Here is a 22,190-nt window from a genome sequence, read left to right as displayed (position 1 = left end):
GTGTTTATTTCAAGTTTTCTTCAAGAACGTCAAACAGGTCGCCCATTTCTTCCATCTCAAGATCGCCGGCAGAAAAATCACTCGGTGTAAATTCGCGCTCCTCTTTAGCTGTACAATGGTCGATCAATGCCGTTAGGGAAGCTTTGAATCTGTCCATCAGCCCTTGTACGGTCTGTCTGTCATATTCCTCTGTATTGAATGAACATGACAAGATGAATTTTTCCTTGCTGATGATGCCGCTGAAGCTCAGCGCATAGAGCGCTTCAGACCTTTCAGAAACCTGTCTGCCCATATCATAAGAAGAAGGTCCGAAGAAATCGGTCTGCACCTCCCTGTCGATCTGCCCCAGGTAGTTAAAGCTGATGTCAGGCTTGATCGAGAAATCGGCACCGGCTTTTTTCCGGTCTGTTAAGTAGCGAAGGATGCCGTAGCCGATTCCTTTGTCAGGAATGCGCCGAAGGGTTTCTTTGACGTTTTTAATGGTCTCAGGCAATCCTGCCGCTGCTTCGCTTTTTAAAACAACCGGATATTGCGCGGTAAACCATCCCGCCGTTCTCGAAATATTCATCCCCGGAATGATTTCCTCTCTGCCGTGCCCTTCCATATTGATGCAAATATTGGAGTCGTTCGTCCATTCTCTGATTGTCAGGCTGAGGGCGGAAAGCAGGATGTCGTTGATATCCGTTCCATACGGCTCATGCACTTTCGTCAGCAGCAGACGCGTCTCCGCTTCGCTTAATTCAAACGTAACTGCAGAATTGTTTTCCGCTTTTCTTTCTGCGGCAGCCCGATCTTTCGGCAGCTCGCAAATGCGCTCTTGTTCAAGTCTGCGCCAATAATCGGCCGTTTTAAGAAAGCGTTCGCTTTGTGCATATGCCTCAAGCTCTTTTGCCCAGTCTTTAAACGAATTGGTTTTGTCGGGGAAGACAATGTCATGCTGCTGTGCGGCTTGCGAATAGCCTGATGCAAAGTCTTCCAGCAGAATCCGCCATGACACGCCGTCGATCACCAAATGGTGAATGACGATCAGCAAATGGTCGCCTTCCGCAGTCTGATACTGTTCTGCCTTTACAAGCGGCCCGTTTTCGAGATCAAGGCTTGCCTGAAGACGGTTTGCCTGGGCGGCGATTTCCGTTTCAATGTCAGTGACATATCGAAGGTCAACCACTCGAAAGGCGAACGAACGGTCGCCCGGCCCGCGGTTATACTGAATGAGGCGGCCGTTTTTCTTTTGATACACCATGCGCAAGGCATCATGATGCTCTGTCAATGCCGCCAATGTCTGTTCAACGAGCTCCGGGTCAAACCCTGAAGGCGCGTGAAGCATAACCGACTGATTCCAGTGATGCTCGTTCGTAAATTTGCGTTCAAAGAACCAGCGCTGAATCGGCGTCAATGTGACTTCCCCTTCGACAGGTCCTTGATTGATCGGTTTAGCATCGGCCCATTCAATATACGAACTGATCTCTCCGATCGTCGGGTGCTGAAACAAGTCCTTCATCTCCAGCTTCCACCCGTGCTGCTGAAGCCGGCTTGCCATTTGAATTCCTTTGATCGAGTCCCCGCCGAGCGCGAAGAAATTGTCTGTGATCCCGATTCGGTCTATACCGAGAACCTCCTGCCAAATGTCCGCCAACAGCTGTTCCGTTTCTGTAAGCGGCGCTTTGTATTCGGCTGTCTGCGCTTCGACGTCAGGCTGAGGCAGCGCCCTTCGGTCGACTTTTCCGTTCGCCGTAACCGGAAGCTCTTTAAGCTGCACCCAGAATGACGGTACCATATAGTCCGGGAGCGTCTGCGCCAGCTTCCGGGCAAGGCTTTCTGTATCAAGCTGTTCATTCGCAACGACATAGCCGCACAGCGCTTTGTTGCCGCAGGCGTCTTCGATGTCGGTGACGACGGCTTCCTGCACTTCAGAGAGCCGCGCGAGCTGGACTTCGATTTCAGAAAGTTCGATCCGGAAGCCGCGGATTTTCACCTGCTGGTCAATTCGGCCGATGTACTCAAGCCGTCCATCTTCCAGCCATTTGACCGCGTCCCCCGTCCGGTACATGCGCTCGCCCGGCACAAACGGGTCTTCCGTAAAACGCTTCGCCGTTTCCTCCGGCTTGTTCAAATAGCCGCGCGCAAGCCCGCGGCCGGCGATGCACAGCTCACCCGCGACACCGACAGGCTGGACTTCGTTGTTTTGTCCTAGCACATACACCCGCGTATTGGCGATCGGCTTTCCGATTGAAAGCATTCCTTCATCAGGATCAATCGCCGTGCTCGTCGCGACGACCGTGTTTTCCGTCGGTCCATAGTTGTTGACGAGCGTGTAGGAGCGTTTTGCGATCCGTTTCAGCTTGTCTCCGCCCGTAAGCAGCACGCGCAGCGACTGGTTGTCCAGCTCCATGAACTGTTCGCACAACTGTGTCGGCAGGAACGTGATCGTTATTTTGTTCTCTTCAAAGTATTGATTCAAGCGCGTAATATCCATCCGAATCGATTCATCGATGATGTGAAGCTCCGCTCCGGCGATCCAGTACGGGAACATTTCCCAGACGGAAGCATCAAAGCCGAAGCCGGCATATTTCGCGCTTTTGTCGTGTTCGGTGACCTTAAAGGCGTCATTATGCCAATAACACAAATTCACAAGCGACCGGTGTTCGACCATGACGCCTTTCGGCTGGCCGGTCGTGCCCGATGTGTAGATCAAGTAGGCCAGGTTGTCTGACTGAACTTGCGCGTTTGGATTCATGTCATCCTCTGGATAAAGCTCGCCGTCCAGAATGGAGCCTTCTCTATTCAAATCGATCACGTCTCCGGTAAATGTGTCTGGCACCGTTAATCCGCTTTGCGTCAAAAGCAGCTCTGCGCCGCTGTCTTTCAGCACGTATCCGATCCGCTCGGCCGGATAGCTAGGATCGATCGGCACATAGGCCGCTCCCGCTTTCAAAATTCCGAGCACGCCAGCGGCCATTTCAAGCGAAGGCTTGACCATGATCCCGATCCGCTGTTCAGGGCGGGCCCCTTTTTCGATCAGCAGCCGAGCCAGGCGGTTCGCCCGCGCGTTCAGCTCTTTGTATGTCCACTCCACGCCGTTGTACACCGCTGCCCCGCGGTCAGGCGTGCGGAGGACTTGCGCTTCGAACAGCTCATGGACCGTTTTGTCCTCCGGCACATCAAGCTTCGTCTCATTCCAATTTTGGACGATCCGCCGTTTTTCCGCTTCATCCAGAAGCGAAAGCTCTGAAAGGCGGGCATCCGGGTTTTCGGCAACCGCTTCGAGCAGGTTAAGCAAGTATCCGCTCCAGCGTTCAATCGTTTGTTTCTGAAACAAATCTGTTGCATATTCGAACTGAAGACCAATTTCATGATCTTTTTCATAAGCCCCAAGTGTCAGGTCGAACTTGGCAGCTGCATGTGAAATCTCGTACGGCTCGATTGTCAGACCGTCTAAATCGAGCGTCTCTTTATCAGGATCTTCCGTTGTCAGCATGACATTGAACAGCGGATTCCGGCTCATGTCGCGCGGTAAATCAAGCTTGGCGATCAGCTCTTCAAACGGATAGTCCTGATGGTCGAGGGCTGCGAGGCTGTTGTTTTTGACCTCTTCCAGAAACTCGCTGAATGATGCTTGATCAGGCACATGGTTTTTCAGCGCCAACGAATTGACGAACATTCCCGGCATGTCTTTCAGATCAGCATTCGTTCTGCCCGCTGCCGCTGTACCGACGACAATATCGTTTTGGCCGGATAGACGGCTTAAAAACAGGTTAAAAACGGCGAGCATCACAATATTCAGCGTCGTGTTTGTTTCCGCCGTCAAACGGCGCATTTTAAGGGCGGTGTCTTTTGATACTTTAAAGCGAACCCGGTCACCGGCAAAGCTTTGGACAGGAGGACGCGGAAAGTCGAGCGGAAGGCTGAGTTCCGGAACGCTTTCCTTAAACTGACGGAGCCAGAAATCTTCCTGTTTCCGAATGTTTTCTTGCTGGTCAGGTTCTTGCTGCCACACCGCATAATCCTTGTAGTGCAGCTTCGGCTCAGGGAGCGAAGCGTCTTTATAAAGCTGAGCGATTTCTTTGACGAAAAGGCTTCTGGAAACGCCGTCCGCAATAATATGATGTGTATCAATCAAAAGCAGATGGCGCGTAGAGCTGATGGAAAGCAACTCGGCTCTGATCAGCGGAGCGGTGCTGAGATCAAACGGTCTGATAAAGCGGTTGATTTCCGCTTCTGCGTCCTCTTCACGAATATGAATAACCTTTAAGTCAATGTCCGCTTTTTCATGCACAATTTGAACGGTACGGCCATCGACTTCAATAAATGCGGTTCGCAATGATTCATGGCGGTTCACCAAGTCGGCGAACGCCCGTCTTAAACGATCCGTATCAAGCACGCCTTCCATCATGAGAACAGACGGCATGTTGTAGCCCGTTCCGTTCTTTTCAAAATGGTGGAGGGCATACATCCGTTGCTGAGCGGATGAAACCGGATACCAGTCGCGTTTTTCGGCAGGCTGAATCGCGCTTTGTTGTGACTGTCCTTCGGATGCTTCAATACTGCGGGCGAGCAAGCCGACTGTCGGACAATCGAACAATGTTTTTAACGGTACTTTTTTTCCGAGCTTGGATTGGATTTCCGCTGTCAGCATCATTCCTTTTAATGAATGTCCGCCAAGATCGAAGAAATTATCGTCAAGTCCGACCTTCTGAACGCCAAGCACCTCTTCCCAAATGCCGCAGAGGGCTTTTTCAATTTCGGTTGACGGCGCTCTATACGAATCGCTTCGTCCGTTTAGACCTTGCGGCTCCGGGAGTGCGCGGCGGTCCACTTTTCCGTTTGCCGAAAGCGGCATTTTATCCACCGTTACGAAGTATGACGGGATCATGTACGACGGCAGCCGCTCGGAAAGACGCTCTCTCAGTTCGGAAACCGGCAGCTGTCGTTTCGCTTGAATATAAGCGCACAATTCGTCTAACCCCGAGTCAGTCGTAAAGGAAAGAACGATAGCCCGCTCTATATCATCAAGCCCGTTAAAGGCTTCTTCGATTTCTTTCAATTCGATTCTGTAGCCGCGGATTTTCACCTGATCATCCGTCCGCCCCAAAAATTCAATCTCTCCATTCGGAAGACGGCGGACGAGATCCCCTGTTCGGTACATGAATGTGCCCGGCGTGTAAGGATTTTCGACAAACTTCGCAGCCGTGAGTTCCCGGTTGTTCACATATCCTCTTGCAAGCCCGCTTCCCGTTATATACAGCTCGCCTGCTGCTCCGGCGGGAACAAGCCGGTGGGAGGCGTCTAATACCAGTGCTCCGGCGCCCGAAATCGGCCGTCCAATCGTCGGACGCTCGGCGAATTGTCCGATCATGTCCGGCTCGAGCGGTTTAGCGATTGCTCCGATCGTCGTTTCCGTCGGACCGTAATGATTGATGAATCTGGTGTCCGGATAGCGGGAATGGAACCGCTCCACATCTTTCGGATTGATTTTTTCTCCCCCTAGTACAATCAGTCTCAATGACTGAAGCCCCTTTGCCAAAGCGAAGCTTTGCGGCTGAACGACCGTATGGAAAAGCGACGGCGTCAGCTTCATATATGTGATCCCTTGTTCACCGATATAATGAGTAAATGCCTCCGGTTCTGTATACGTTTCTTTCGGGACGATATGCAGCTCTCCTCCGGCAAGCAGCACCGGGAAAAAGCTCGTGTATCCGAGATCGAACGCATAGGAAGACAAAAGCATCGTTTTATCCGAAGCTGACAGGTGCGCCTCACTGATAAACCAGGAAACATAGTTTGCCAGATTCCGGTGTTCGAGCTGAACACCTTTCGGCCGGCCAGTCGTTCCGGATGTGTAGATGATGTACGCCAAACTCGCTCCGTCCGTAGTTGGATGCGGCCGTTTATTACTTGCCATCAGCGTGTCTTTTCTGACATCTATCAGTCTCCCGGTATACCAATCCGCAAGATCCACTTGATGGGAAGGTTCTGTTAAGAGCCAGCGGACTCCGCTGTCTTCCAGCATATATTGCACCCTGCTCGTCGGCATTTCCGGATCAATCGGCAAAAAAGCGCCTCCTGATTTCATTACACCGAGAATCGCTGCGGCGACCTCTGCAGAACGATTCAGCATAATGCCGACAACATCGTCTTTTCCGACGCCTTCACTGCGCAGCACATTTGCGATCTGATTTGCTTTTTCATCGAGCACGCGGTATGTGAGGATCGTTTCCCCGCAGACAACGGCCGGCTGATCAGGCATTTCGTCCACCTTTTCTTCAAACTGTACATGAAACGGCCGCTCCTCAAGGCGCTCCGCCTGGCTGCGCCTCGCTTCTTCGAGCAGAAGTGCGCGCTCTTTGACTGAAAGCAGTTCGATGTCCCTGAGCTTAATGCCGGGGTTTTCGCAGATTTTTTTAATCACATTTAAGAAGTGACCGCTCCAGCGCCTAATCGTTTCTTCTTTAAATAAGGATACGGCATAGTCAAAACTCAAACCGATTTCGCCATCATGCTCCACAGCCTCAAGCGACAGATCGAACTTCGCCGTGCGGTGGCGCACCGAGTAAGACGAAATCTGCAAATCTCCGAGTTTCAGCGTCGGGACCTCCATGTTCTGCATGTTGAAAAAGACGCTGAACAGCGGATTTCGGCTTGTATCCCGCGGCAATGGCAGTTTTTCAATCAGTTCTTCAAGCGGATAATCCTGCTTGGCAAAGCCTTGAAGACTTGTCTCTTTGACTTCCTGCAAAAACTGCTTAAACGTTTTTTCTCCTTCGGGACGATTGCGGAGCGCCAGCGTATTGACAAACATGCCCGGAATGTTGTGCAAATCCGGATGGGTTCTGCCTGCCACGGGCGATCCGACGATCAAATCATCCTGTGACGCATACTTGGAAAGCAGGATATTAAATGCAGCCAACAGGAACATATAAAGTGTCGCATCAGCTTCAGAAAGCAGCTTTTGAATGTCTGCCGTCAGTTTTTGATCGATTCCGAAGACGACACGGTCACCTTCAAAGCTGCGTTTTGACGGCCGCGGAAAATCGTACGGCAGATCGAGAACAGGCAACTCGCCTTTAAAAACGTCAAGCCAATACTGTTCTTGTTCTTTCAATTTCTCCTGATGCTCCGGTCCGTTTTGCCACACAGCGAAATCTTTATAGTGGAGCTTAGGGGCAGGCGCCTCTTCTCCGTGGTAGAAGCCGGCCAGGTCGCGAATCAGTATGCCGGTGGAGCTTCCGTCCGTAATAATATGGTGCATATCGATCATCAGCAGATGGCGTTTTTCTTCAAGCTTCACGAGCTCCGCCCGGACGAGCGGCGCCTTATTCAGCTCAAACGGCCGGATAAATTCTCTGATCGCCGCTTCGGCTTCCGCTTCTTCCGCCACTGATTCCGTCAGGTGAAAAACCGCGTCTTGATGGATGCTTTGAACGATTTCTCCATCGATTAATTCGAACGATGTCCGCAATGTTTCATGGCGGCCGATCAAGGCCCGAAACGCGGCTTCCAAACGCTCCTTATCTAATTCGCCTTCCAAAAGCAGAACCGCCGGCACATTGTAGCTCGTGCTTGCTTCTTCGAGCTGATTGAGGATGTACATGCGCCGTTGGGCGGACGAAACCGGGTAATTCGGACGGGATGGTGCCGGCGTAATCGAAGCGGTTTCCTCTTTTGTTTCTCCTTGAAGAAATTCGGCCAGCTCTCTGATCGTCGGTTTTTCAAATAATACTTTGATCGGCACCTCTTTTTGGAGCTGCTCTTGTATTTTGGCAGTCAGCATCATCGCCTTCAGCGAGTGTCCGCCGATGGAAAAGAAGTTGTCATCGATTCCCGGCTGCTTGATGCCGAGAATCTCTTCCCAGATTGCCGCCAGAATTTCTTCCGTTTCATTTTTGGGCGCTTCGAATCTAGCAGTCTCTTCAGCGATAGCAGCCGGAAGCTGACGTTTGTCAACCTTTCCGTTGGCTGTCAGCGGCATGCTGTCGAGTTCGATCAAATGGGCCGGAATCATATACTCCGGAAGCGACCGGGACAGCTCTGTCCGCAGCTGCGCGGCCGGCCTCGTGCCAACGGCAGTGTAATAGGCGCAAATCTCGTTTTCTCCGGCGTTGTTTTCCCGAATGACAGCGGCCGCTTCTGAAATCCCCTCAAGGCGGGCTAAAGCCGCTTCAACCTCGCCTAATTCGATCCGGAAGCCGCGAACCTTCACTTGATGATCAATCCGGCCGAGGAATTCGATATTCCCGTCGGGAAGCCATTTTGCCAAGTCGCCCGTACGGTACATCCGCTTCCCTTCGGCAAAAGGATCGCCGACAAACTTTTCATCTGTCAACTCAGGCTGATTCAAGTAGCCGCGCGCCACCCCGTCTCCGCCGACACACAGTTCACCGGGCACGCCGATCGGCTGAAGCGAGCCGTGTTCATCAACGATATAGGCGGTTGAATTTCCGATCGGCTTTCCAATCGGGATCGTCCTCTCATATGCTTGATCGATCAAAAAACAGGTCGAAAATGTCGTATTTTCGGTAGGCCCGTATCCGTTCCAAAGCGACAGTTCCGGTGATTCGCGTTTGACTCTGTTGACGATTCCCGGAACAAGGGCATCTCCGCCGATAATTAGATCGTTCAAGGTTGCAAACATTCCCGGATCCTGCTGAGCAAGCTGATTGAAAAGAGGCGAAGTCAGCCACATTGTTGTGATTCCGGTTTCCTTCAGAAACATGTTGAACCTTTTTCCATCAAGGAGCGTCTCTTTCGGGACGGGATAAAGGGTTCCTCCGTTTAGCAGTGCGCCGAATACTTCAAATGTACTGGCATCAAAGCTGACAGCCCCTGTCTGCGCCATCTTCACGCCGCTCTTCAGCGGGATGCAGCCCGCATTTTTGACAAGGCGGACGATATTGCGGTGTTCGACCATAACGCCCTTCGGCCTGCCCGTCGATCCGGATGTATAAATGTAATAGGCAAGATCTTCGGGCTTGTTGACATGTTCAAGGTTGGCGGCATCTTCTTTTTCTGCATCCATCGCATTTACGGCGAGCACCTCATACCCTTCCAGCGAAATCTGCGTACTGTCTTTTGTAAGGACGATCTTTGACCCGCTGTCTTCGAGCAAAAAGCGAATCCGCTCTTCAGGATATCCGGGATCGATCGGCACGTACACGCCGCCTGCTTTCAGCACCGCCAGCATGCTGACGGCTGCTTCAAGCGACCGCTCCATCATAATGGCGGCGGCATTTCCGTGCATCAAGCCTTTAGCTTTCAGTCTTCTCGCGAGCTGATTGGCTTTCTCATTCAGCCTGCGGTAAGTCAGGCTTCTTCCGTCAGCGGCAACAGCCGTTTTGTCAGGAGACGCTTTAACCTGTTCTTCAAACAGCTCCGGGATCGTCTTTTCTCTTGGATAATCGGATTTTGTTTGATTAAAAGCGAGCAGCGTTTGTTGCTCCTGTTTTGATAACATGGCGGCGCTGGCTGCTTTTGACTCGGGATTTGCAATCGCCTCTTCTGCAAGTCTCGTTAAATGCCCGGCGGCCTGCTCAATGAAAGCCGCATCAAAAGCCGCACCGTTGTATTTCAATTTGATCGTCCACTCAGCTCCCGGATAAACGATCAAATTAAAGTCGTAATTCGTTTGTTCAAAAGCTCCGGCAGCCTTGATGGAAAAGCCGAGCCTCTCATGAATCGTTCCGTTTTCAAGCTCCTTATCAAGCGGATAGTTCTCAAACGCGACAAGGTGGCTGATCAAGCGGCCGTCCAATGCCGATTGCTTTTGAATCTCATAGAGCGGTAGATAGTCGTACCGCTCCGCGTCAATCGCATGCTGCTGTGCTTGTTTGAACAGCTCGGCAAACGATGCGTTTTGATCGACCTTTAAACGGACAGGGATCGTGTTGATGAACAGCCCTGCCATATGCTCGATTCCGTCAATTTCCGACGGGCGCCCGGACACAACCGTGCCGAACACGACATCATCGGTTCTGTTATATTTGGCAAGAACCGCTCCCCAAATCGCCTGAAAAAGGTTGGGAGCTGTGACATGATAGCGGTTTGCCGCCTGTTGAAGGGCATCCACCATATTCTTGTCCCAAACAAACGTAAACTCCTCGTTCCGGTACGATTCTGAATCCGGCCGCGGTTTGCCGCCGGGAATGACGCTCGGACTTTCTAAACCCGAAAGGCGGTGTTCCCAGTAGGATGCCGCTTCACCCTTATCCTGCCGGCCGAGCCATTTAATATAGTCCGCATACGGTTTTCCCTGATCAAGCGGAACCGTCCGGTTTGCTCGAAACGCTTCATAGTTTTGAAAAAGGCGTTTCATTAATATCCCCATGCTCCAGCCGTCCATCACGATATGATGGTTGCTCCAGACGAGAAGGTACTTATTCCGGTCAAGCCGAAAGACCGCCGTTTTAAACAGCATGTCTTTCGCCAAATTAAAACCGGCAGCCTGTACCTCTTGTTTATACCGGTCAATGCGGTTTGTTTGCCTTTCCTCATCCAAGTCCGCAAGATCCTCAAATTCCACTATTGCCTGCCGTTCAGCCAGGACAACCTGGCGCGGTTTTTGCAATTGCTGGTGAACAAAAACCGTTCTGAGAATATCGTATGAACGCACGAGCTGATTCACGCTTTTTTCAAAGATCCCCAAATCAAATTCCCCGTCTATGAATAGCTCCAACTGTGTGAAGTAAGAGGAAGATTCCGGATCAAGCATTGCGTGGTACAACATCCCTTCCTGCATCGGTGTCAAAGGATACACCTTTTGAATCTTTTGTTTCCCCATAAGGCACCTCGTTTTTTTGTTAGAAAATCTCCATTAATTTATCTAATTCTTCAAGCGTGAGTTCGTCATCTCCAAGATCGCTCGGAGTCAGTTCGGCCCCATCCCGCTCTAAGCAGTGATCGATCAATTGCAGCAAATAAGTTTTAAAGCTTGCGGCGACAGCGGCGACGGTGCTTTCTTTATATCCGAGTGAATGATAAGCGATTGACATTGTCAAAATGCCGTCTTCGATATAGCCGACGATGTCCAGCGCATTCGGTTTTTCCGTTTCCGGGCTGAGCGGGTCGCCGGACGGCAAGATGGATCTCGTGAACAGACCCGAATCCGCCATCTCTGTAAACTGGCCCAAATAGTTGAAGCTGATATCATGCTTGATCGGCTTCGCCTTTTTGCCTTCTTCGGTCAAATAACGATAAATGCCATAGCCGATTCCTTTATTCGGAATGTGGCGCAATTCTTCTTTGATCTGTTTGATTTGATAGCCGATATCCCCTGAATGGCGCATTTGAATCAGCGCCGGGAACTGGCTTGTAAACCAGCCGACCGTCCGGGAAATATTCAAGCCGTCTATGATGTCCTCCCGGCCGTGTCCCTCTAAGCAGATGATAAAGTCTTCCTGCCCCGTCCACTCTTTCAGCGCCAAGCCCAACGCCGTAAGCAAAATGTCGTTCATTTCCGTGTTATATGCTTCATGAACTTTTGTCATCAACTGTTCCGTTTCTTCTTTTGAGAGGGAAAACTCAGCCGTTTTCGTATGGCGCATCCGCTTGTCATCTGCTTCATCGTCTTTCGGGAGCGCTGCCGTCTCCGCCTGTTCGATTTCCTGCCAATAGCCGATTTCTTTTGCGAAAGCTTTTGACCCTGCATATTCTTCCAGGCGAGCCGCATATTCAGCAAAAGAGTGCGTCTTGTCTTGAAGAATAATCGGCTCCCCTTTTTCAGCCTGGGCGTACCCGGCGGCGAAATCCTCAAGGAGGATTCTCCATGAGATTCCGTCCACAACGAGATGATGAATAACAATGAGAAGATGATCGCCTTGATCCGTTTTAAAGATCGCCGCTTTCAAAAGCGGGCCTTCGGTTAAATCGATACTGCTTTGAATCCGGTTTGATGCCTTCAACACGGCAGCTTCAAGTTCAGCGCCCGATTCATTGAAGCGGATGACTTCAGGGCGAACCGCTGTTTCTTCCAGCCCTCTGTTGTACTGAACAATCCCGTCTCCATTTCGTTGATAAACCATGCGAAGTGCGTCATGATGTTCGATCAGCTTGCTTAAAGCCTTGCCTGCCGTTTCCGGGTCGAATCCCGTTAAAGCGTGAAGCATGACCGACTGATTCCAGTGATGCTCGTTCGTAAATTTGCGTTCGAAGAACCAGCGCTGAATCGGCGTCAATGTGACTTCGCCTTCGACAGGGTTCTGATCGATCGGCTGATCGTCAGCCGCTTGAACATAAGCACTCAGCTCTCCGATCGTCGGGTGCTGAAACAAGTCCTTCATCTCCAGCTTCCACCCGTGCTGCTGAAGCCGGCTTGCCATTTGAATTCCTTTGATCGAATCTCCGCCGAGCGCGAAGAAATTGTCTGTGATCCCGATTCGGTCTATACCGAGAACCTCCTGCCAAATGTCCGCCAACAGCTGTTCCGTTTCTGTAAGCGGCGCTTTGTATTCGGCTGTCTGCGCTTCGACGTCAGGCTGAGGCAGCGCCCTTCGGTCGACTTTTCCGTTCGCCGTAACCGGAAGCTCTTTAAGCTGCACCCAGAATGACGGTACCATGTAGTCCGGGAGCGTCTGCGCCAGCTTCCGGGCGAGGCTTTCTGTATCAAGCTGTTCATTCGCAACGACATAGCCGCACAGCGCTTTGTTGCCGCAGGCGTCTTCGATGTCGGTGACGACGGCTTCCTGCACTTCGGAGAGCCGCGCGAGCTGGACTTCGATTTCAGAAAGTTCGATCCGGAAGCCGCGGATTTTCACCTGCTGGTCGATTCGGCCGATGTACTCAAGCCGTCCGTCTTCCAGCCATTTGACCGCGTCCCCCGTCCGGTACATGCGCTCGCCCGGCACAAACGGGTCTTCCGTAAAACGCTTCGCCGTTTCCTCTGGCTTGTTCAGATAGCCGCGCGCAAGCCCGCGGCCGGCGATGCACAGCTCACCCGCGACACCGACGGGCTGGACTTCGTTGTTTTGTCCTAGCACATACGCCCGCGTATTGGCGATCGGCTTTCCGATTGAAAGCATTCCTTCATCAGGATCAATCGCCGTGCTCGTCGCGACGACCGTGTTTTCCGTCGGTCCATAGTTGTTGACGAGCGTGTAGGAGCGTTTTGCGATCCGTTTCAGCTTGTCTCCGCCCGTAAGCAGCACGCGCAGCGACTGGTTGTCCAGCTCCATGAACTGTTCGCACAACTGTGTCGGCAGGAACGTGATCGTTATTTTGTTCTCTTCAAAGTATTGATTTAAGCGCGTAATATCCATCCGGGTCGCTTCATCAATGATGTGAAGCTCCGCTCCGGCGATCCAATACGGGAACATCTCCCAAACGGAAGCGTCAAAGCCGAAGCCGGCATATTTCGCGCTTTTGTCCTGTTCGGTGACCTTAAAGGCGTCATTATGCCAATAACACAAATTCACAAGCGACCGGTGTTCGACCATGACGCCTTTCGGCTGGCCGGTCGTGCCCGATGTGTAGATCAAGTAGGCCAGGTTGTCTGACTGTGTACCTGCCTGTGGGTTCACCTCATCGTCTTTTGTGATTTCTTCGCTCAGCATCGAATCGAGAAGAAGTGTTTCACCGCTGAATTCTTCAGGTGCGGCTAAGTTTGTTTCCGTCAGAAGCAGCTCTGCGCCACTGTCTTTCAGCACGTATCCGATCCGTTCAGCCGGATAGCTAGGATCGATCGGCACATAGGCCGCTCCCGCTTTCAAAATTCCGAGCACGCCAGCGGCCATTTCAAGCGAAGGCTTGACCATGATCCCGATCCGCTGTTCAGGGCGGACCCCTTTTTCGATCAGCAGCCGAGCCAGGCGGTTTGCCCGCGCGTTCAGCTCTTTGTATGTCCACTCCACGCCGTTGTACACCGCTGCCCCGCGGTCAGGCGTGCGGAGGACTTGCGCTTCGAACAGCTCATGGACCGTTTTGTCCTCCGGCACATCAAGCTTCGTCTCATTCCAATTTTGAACGATCCGCCGTTTTTCCGCTTCATCCAGAAGCGAAAGCTCTGAAAGGCGGGCATCCGGGTTTTCGGCAACCGCTTCGAGCAGATTGACCCAGTACCCGCGCCAGCGCTCGATCGATTCATGCTTAAAGAGAGCTGTATTGTATTCCATTTCAAAAACGAGAAGTCCGTCCTCTTCCGCCGCTGTCAGCGTCAGGTCAAACTTCGCGGTCTGATGGGCAAAATCATACGGCTTGAGTGTGATCTCTTCCATTGACAAGTCCTTCAAATCGGCATTTCGCATTGAAAAGACGGCATCAAACAATGGGTTTCGGCTCATGTCGCGCTGGATGTTCAGCTTCTCGATGAGTTCTTCAAACGGGTAATCTTGATGCTCAAACGCGCCGAGCGTCGTTTCTTTCACTTCCTCAAGGAATGCAGAAAACGGCTTGTCTCCTTCAGGACGCGTTCTTATTGCAAGCGTATTGACAAACATGCCGATGATCCGGCTCAAATCAGTATGCGGCCGCCCGGCAGCCGGAGAGCCGACAATGACCTCGCTCTGTCCGCTCAGTTTGGATAAAAGCGCGCTGTATGAGGCAGCGAGCACCATGTATAAAGTGCTGTCCGTTTCCTTGGCCAGTTTTCTCAGCTGCTGGACAAGCTCCGGTTTCAGCGCAAAGCTGAGACGGCTTCCTTCAAACGTTTGAATAGAAGGACGCGGATAGTCTGCCGGAAGCGTCAAAACAGGCAGCTCGCCGGCCAGCTCCTTGAGCCAGTATTCCTCCTGCACTTTGTGCCGTTCTGTCAGCAGATGCTGCTGCCATACAGAAAAGTCTTTATACTGAATCCTCAGCGGTTCAAGCGCCTCTCCCGCATAAAGCTTTGTCATTTCATCGATCAGGACGCTGACAGAAGCGCCGTCTGAAATGATATGATGCATATCCACAAGCAAAAGATGTTTTTCTCCCGTGAAACGTATGATGCTCATTCTAAATAACGGGGCTTTTGTTAAATCAAACGGCCTGATGAATTCTTTAATCAGCTTTTCCGCTTCTTGTTCATCTGCATCGATGACATCAATGGTCAATTCCGCAGCTTCCCAAATCCGCTGAACAGGTTCGCCGCCCTTGATTTCAAATGTCGTGCGGAATGCTTCATGGCGCTTGATCAGCATTTGCGCGGCAGACTCGAGGCGCTTCAAATCAAGCTTCCCTTCAAGCTGGAGAACGGCCGGCATGTGATAGCTTTTCTCAGCGCCTTCGATCTGCTGTAGGACGTACAGCCGTTTTTGCGCCGAAGATACCGGGTACGTTTCCTGATCCGGCGCCGCTTCAATATAAACGGCTGATTTTTTCTCAGTTTTTTCCGCAGCCTGCGCCAGGGTTTCGATTGTCGGCGCCTGGAACAAATCTTTCAGCTGCAGATCAACATTCATCTCTTGCTGGATACGGGCAATGAGCGTCATTCCGATTAAAGAGTGTCCGCCAAGTTCAAAGAAATTGTCATGCACACCGATTTTCGGTACATTGAGCACCTCCTGCCAAAGATCGGTAAGCTGTGCTTCTGTTCGGCTCCTTGGCGCCGTATATTCCTTTTGCGCGGCCTGCGTGACATCCGGCTCAGGCAGCGCCCTTCTGTCGACCTTTCCATTGCCTGTGAGCGGAAGCTCCTGCAGCTGCATAAACACGGACGGGATCATGTAGCCCGGCAGACCTTCTGCCGCATATCGGCGAAGCTCTTCACTAGAAAGCTCCTGATCGGCCGTAAAGTAAGCACAGATCATTTGATCTCTCTTCCCGGTGTCAACAGCAAGAACAGCGGCTTCCTGAACCATTTCATGTGTGAGGAGATGGTGCTCGATTTCGCCCAGCTCGATCCTCTGTCCGCGAATTTTGACCTGATGATCAATCCGTCCGATAAATTCGAGACATCCGTCGGCAAGCCATCTCGCCATATCGCCCGTCCGGTAAATCTTCTCACCGGTTTTGAACGGATGTTCCGTAAACTTTTCAGCCGTCAGTTCCGGGCGGTTAAAATAGCCGCGGACAAGGCCGTCTCCGCCGACGCACAATTCTCCCGCAACCCCTGCCGGCTGTACATTGCCGAATGAATCAAGAATCAGAACCTCCGTATTGCTGACAGGCTTTCCGATCGGTATAGCCTGCGCATCGTCCGGCACTTCGTTGACTGGATAATAGGTTGTAAAGACAGTGCTCTCAGACGGGCCGTACATATGAAGCAGCCGTCCTTTGCCAACTGTGTTCAGAGCTCTTCTGACATGATCGACAGATGCACGTTCGCCGCCGAACAGAACCCTGCGGAGTCCCTTCAAACTGTCCGGCCGCATGTCTGTCAGCAGATTGAATAATGCGGTCGTGATCATTAAGACGGTAACCTTTTCTTTTTCAAGTACATGTGCGAGCCGGCTCATATCAAGAATCGTGTCTTTTGGAGCTATCACCAGCTTGGCGCCGTTCAGCAATGAACCGAACACATCAAACATAAAGGCATCAAACACGTAATTTGAAATTGAAAGAACGATATCGGATGTCATCACATCCAAGTAATTTGTGTTTTTTACCGTACGCAATATATTCCGGTGAGAAACCATATTGCCCTTAGGCGTCCCAGTCGTTCCGGATGTATACGTTAGATTGGCCATTGCTTCCGGTGAAATCGGAAGGCGCAAATCAGACGCATCTCCCAGATAAAGGTGTTCATCCTCAAGAAATAGAATGTCGCCGCCAAATTCAGCCGCCTCAGCGAGCGGCTTCATCGCCTTTTGCGTTAAAAGAACCGCCGCTCCGCTGTCCTCGAAGAAATGTTGCACACGTTTTTCAGGATGATCCGGATCGATCGGCACATAAGCAGCGCCGGCTTTCAGCACAGCGAGAATGCCGATGACCATTTCAGCCGACCTGGCGGTGAGAATGGCTGCCGTCGTGCCGGGCTGCACACCTCTTTCGCGGAGGCGCCTCGCCAATTGGTTCGCTTTCCGATTGAGCTCACCGTATGACCATACTTTGTCTTCAAATTGCAGGGCGGGATGTCCGCCTCTTTCCGCCGCCTGTTCCTCAAATAGCTGAACGATCGTTTTCTCCCTCGGATAATCGCTTGCCGCGGGGTTGAACGCGACGAGCTGACGATTCGTTTCCTCTTCTGTCAAAAGGCTGTACTCGCCGATTCTGCGCAGCGGATCAGCCGTCATGCCCTCCAGAAGGTGCAAATATGCTTTCAGCATCCTTTCTGCCGTATCTTTTTTAAACAGCTTCGTACTGTAATCCAAATCGAGAATCAATTCTCCCTGCTCTTCTTTCGCCTGCAGCGTTAGGTCGAACTTTGCAATATTGAAGTTCGTTTCATAAATCGAGAGGTGCAAATCGCCGAGCATCGGAATGTCTTCCCATGCATTTTGCAAAATAAACATCGTGTCAAAGACGGGATGACGGCTTAAATCGCGCGATGCACCAACCTTTTCCGCAAGCCGCTCAAACGGATATTCCTGATGCTCAAAAGCGTCGATTACCGTTTTCTTTACATCATGCAGGAAGTCTCTGAACGTTCTGCCCGACTCCACTTTTGAACGGATCGCCAGCGTATTGACAAACATGCCGATGATTCCTTCCAGATCGGAATGTCTGCGGCCGGCCGCCGGCGTTCCGACGATCACATCTTCCTGCCCGGAGTACTTTGCTAGCAGCATGTTGTATGCGGCCAGCATGACCATATACAATGTCGCGCCGTTTTGCTCTGCCAGCACGGCTAATTTTTCTTTCATGTCTTTTGGCAGGACTGCGGATACCCTGTCTCCTTCAAAGCTTTGAACAGACGGCCTCGGCTCATCCGTTATCAGCTGCAGTACGGGAAGCTCGCGGGCGAACACGCTTTGCCAATAAGCCTCTTCTTTTTGAAAACCTTTTTGTGCCTGCGTCCTTTGCCAGAAAGCATAATCTTTGTAATGCAAATTCGGCTCCGGCAGTTCTTCCCCTTTATACAGTGCGGCCAGCTCATTCAATATGATCGAAATCGATACGCCGTCAGACACAAGATGATGCATATCGAACAACAGCACATGTCTGCGGTCTGCGAGACGGACGAGACCTGCTCTCATCAGCGGAGCTTTGGCGAGATCAAAGCGGCGGACAAAAGATTTCGCCATTTGTTCGATCGGCTTCCCATCTGCTTTAACCTTCTCAATCTTGAACTGAACCCTTTGATGAATGTTCTGTCTCGGCTCGCCATCGACAACTGTAAACGAAGTGCGCAGCGCCTCATGCCTATCAATCAGTTTTTGAAAAGCAGCTTCAAGGCGCTGAACATCAAGGGTGCCCTCAAGCATCGCCGCGGCCGGCATATTGTAGCCGACTCCGGCATCCTCCAGCTGGCTGACGATATAAATTCGCTGCTGCGCCAATGAGAGAGGATAATCGTCACTTTCCGGCGCAGGTTCAATAACCGTGAATCCGTCTTTCTCCGCTTCAGAAACAAAGCCGCTTAACGCCGCCACTGTCGGTTTTTCGAACAGGACTTGCAACGGAACCTCGACACCGAAAGCTTTATAAATTTTTGCCAGCATGGCCATCGCTTTGAGAGAATGGCCGCCCAGTTCAAAAAACTGGTCGTGGATTCCGACTTGTTCAGTTCCGAGCACTTCCTGCCATATACCCACCATTTTTTCTTCATATTCATTTCTCGGTGCCGCATACTCTGCAGTCCCGCTGACAGAGACTTCATGGCGAAGCAGCGCTTTCCGGTCGACTTTGCCGCTTCCCGTCAGCGGTATTTCATCAAGCTCGACAAAGTGGGAAGGTATCATATAGTCAGGCAGATGCTTGGATAAATGCTCCCTCAGCCCCTGAAGGTGAATTTCCCCGCTTTGTTTTGGCACGACATAAGCGCAAACCTCAAGGCTGCCGCCGGTTTCGGGCCGCGCGAGGACAACTGCTTTTCCGACAGCAGGGGCTCCTTGCAGCACCGACTCTATCTCGCCAAGCTCGATCCGGTAGCCGCGGATTTTCACTTGATCGTCTTTTCGGCCGATGAAATCAACCGTACCGTCAGGAAGCCAACGTACTGCATCCCCTGTTCGATACATGAAACCTCCGGGGACAAACGGGTCTTCCAAGAACTTGTCTGCGGTCATGTCAGGTAAGTTCAAATAGCCTCGGCCGACTCCGTCTCCTGCAATATACAATTCCCCTTCGACACCATCAGGAAGGAGTGCACCGTTTTCATCCAAAATATAAAAACGGTTGTTTCCAATCGGTCTGCCGATCGGGACATAGGCCGTATCGCCTTGAAGATCTGCGTGGTTTGTCATCGTAAAAGAAGAAGCATCCACACAAGTTTCAGTCGGGCCGTAAACATTCGTTACATCAGGCACGGATTCAGCTGTTTCTGCAAATAATTGAAGCAGCCTTTCCGTTGCGACCCTTGATAATGCCTCTCCTCCAACAAGCATATGCCTCAGTTTGACACCTGAAAGATCATCGGCAGCAGACAAAAGCTGCAAATGAGCCGGCGTACCGTCTGTCACATCGATTTGATGGCGGCGGTAATAATCCGATAAAGCGCGTCCGTCGGAAACCGTCTTTTTCGGTACGATGTACAACGTTTGGCCAAGCAATAGAGACGTAAAAATCTGCTGAACGGAAGCGTCAAAATGAAACGGAGCCAGAAGTGCCAGCTTCAAATCATCCTGATCATATGCACCAACGGCCTGCTGAAGCCCTCTTACAAGGTGGTGGACCTGCCTGTGTTCAATCATGACGCCTTTTGGACGGCCCGTTGTCCCGGAAGTATAAATGATATATGCAAGGTGCCCGGCGCCTGCCTCTGAAGACGGGTGACCGTTTTCCAGCGATTCAGAAAGCGCTTCGCTGAACCGCACAGTTTCGGCCGTTTCAAAAGTCAGCCCGCTGTCTGTGATAACCACTTTGACCTTTGAATCCTCCAGCATAAAGCGAATTCTTTCTTCCGGAAATCCGGGATCGATCGGTACATAAGCTCCGCCGGCTTTCAAAACGCCCAGCATCGCCGTAATAACCCGCTCTGACCGCTCCATCACTATCGCAGCCGGAGCGTCAGGCCCGATGCCTCTTCTTCGAAGCGCCCTTGCCAGACGATTCGATTGTTCATTCAGCTCACGGTACGAAAGTTTTTGTCCTTCATATACAACGGCGGTTTTTTCGGGATGATCGGCTGCTTTTTGTTCGAATAAACCGTGCAGGGTCATGTTCTTGTCATATGCGATGGTTTGGCTTGATGCACGCTTTAACAGCCGCTCTTTTTCAAATGCGGGAACAATCTCCAGTTCAGCGATTGTTTTTTGCGGAAACAACAAGGCATCTTCAAGCAGCGTCATCAGCCGTTCATATAAAACGGCCATTTCTTCACAGGTGAAAAGCTCCTCCCTGTAATCAAAATCAATCGCAAGCGTCCCGGTATCCCATCTCTCTTTCACGTGAATGGAAATATCGTTTACTTCACTGCCACTGAAAATCGGCTCAGTAAGAAATGACAACGTTTCTTTCCTCTGCCATTGCATAACTTGATATTCCAGTGAGACGGCGAACAATTTGCTGACATGCGGCTGTCTTTCCCGCAAATCATTAATCAGCAGATTGTACGGATACTTTTGATGCCGAATGATCTTAAGCTGATCTTTCATTCTTTCCTGCACAAATGCACTAAAGTCCTGGTGTACATCAATGGAGGCTTTCATTGGAATCGTCGATACGAACATCCCGAGCATCTGTTTTTCTTTTGCATTTGTCCGGTTACCCATAAATGTTCCGAGAACGACGTCTTTTTGTCCGGTTATCCGGTGCATATAAATGTGCAAAATGGATAAGAACAGGGAGAGCACACTTATGTTGTGTTCCTTACAATACGTTTGAATTTTTTTATACAGGACAGGGGAAATCTCTTTTGAAAAGCGGGCTGCATTCAATTGGATCTGATACGTATCGCTCGCCTTTAACGATACGGGCTCCGGAATCACTTCATATTGTGCGTTCCAATATGCTTTATCCTTCTGGAACCGCTTCGAATTTTCATACTCCAACTCACTCTGAATATGTTCCGTAAATGATGACTGAACAGGTTCGAGGCCGGTTTCCCCTTTAGCAAGCTTCAAATAAATGTCTGTAATGCGGTTGCCCAAGATCGTCATCGAAATACCGTCGGAAATGATATGATGAACTTTTGCAAAAAACCAGCTTTCTTCCTCACTAATGCGAACGACGGCAAATTTAAACAGCGGACTTTCATACAAAGGCAGGGGTCGACGCGCCTCAGCTTGTCCCCATTTAAGAACGCCGTCCGCTCCTCCGATTTCTGAAGCGTCGAAATATTCAATCCGGAAAGGTTCGTCTTCCGCTATATATTGCTTCGGCTCATCCCCTCCTTCAAACAACAGTCTGAATCGCATGGTTTCATTTGTACGGACAAACTGGCGAATGGCTTCAGTCAATAACCCGGAATCGATTCCGGAGGCAGATTTTAATTTTCCAAAGCCGCTCAAATTTGAAACACTTGTGCCGGGATAGAACTTTTCAGTGTACCAAATTCTCCTTTGAGCATGTGTCAGCGGGTAACATGTGTTTCCCATTTTTTATTCCTCCTTTATCTTTTGCTATGTATGACGATGCGAACAGCCAAGCCGCAATGCAATGTTGCGGTATTGCGATGAGCGAAAAACGCTGTCACAGATTTGTCATTTCCAATAAAACATTATTTTGGAAATAAAAAAGAAAAGAGTCCACCCGAATAAAAACGGGCGAACTCCCTGTTTATTCGGCAACCTGTCAACCGTAGCACCGTCAGTACCTTAGGCCATGGCTTTGCGTCCCTGCGTTTCCGCAGGTTTGCCTTTATCTGCTTTTATTGATATAAATTCATTTTCTGCTCACAGTTCACTTTAAATGAAAATTTTGTTTTTTTCACCGAAAAATAGGTGAAAAGTTTCATGCGGGATGCCGAATGTTATCCATGAATGTTAATGCGTGATACCGAAATCGACAAAAAAATATGCGGGAAAACGAAAAAAACCGCTTAATTCCGCAAAAAATTCCAAATCCTAGATAAAGAATATATTAAAATATTAAAAAAACAGCCTTAACTTCATGAATAAATCATGAAAATCCGTTAAGGCTTAGGCGTTTTCTTTTACAATGTTCATTCAAATAAAACGTTTCTTTTACCCAGCCGTTTAAACTGATACGAGAAAAGACAAACAGCTTGCGAAAACATTGAAGCA

At 50.7% G+C, this 22,190-nt stretch carries 2 protein-coding genes and 1 riboswitch; both genes read right to left on the bottom strand.

Annotated elements, in window-relative coordinates; translation table 11 throughout:
• Positions 1–4 precede the first annotated feature (4 nt).
• Entirely contained in the window at positions 5–10,774 is a 10,770-nt protein-coding gene (gene licB, locus CP943_RS02395) for a lichenysin non-ribosomal peptide synthetase LicB (protein ID WP_105980694.1), read from the bottom strand.
• Between the two features lie 19 nt (positions 10,775–10,793).
• On the bottom strand, positions 10,794–21,542 hold the full coding sequence (licA, locus tag CP943_RS02390) for a lichenysin non-ribosomal peptide synthetase LicA (RefSeq protein WP_105980693.1): 10,749 nt from the start codon (positions 21,540–21,542) through the stop codon (positions 10,794–10,796).
• 184 nt (positions 21,543–21,726) lie between these two features.
• A riboswitch (cyclic di-GMP riboswitch) is annotated at positions 21,727–21,813 on the bottom strand.
• Positions 21,814–22,190 lie beyond the last annotated feature (377 nt).

This window comes from Bacillus paralicheniformis (assembly GCF_002993925.1).
In the GTDB taxonomy this organism is placed as follows: Bacteria; Bacillota; Bacilli; order Bacillales; family Bacillaceae; genus Bacillus; species Bacillus paralicheniformis.
The sequence above is the reverse complement of the archived record's forward strand: the minus strand, read 5'-3'. Positions and strand labels throughout refer to the sequence as shown.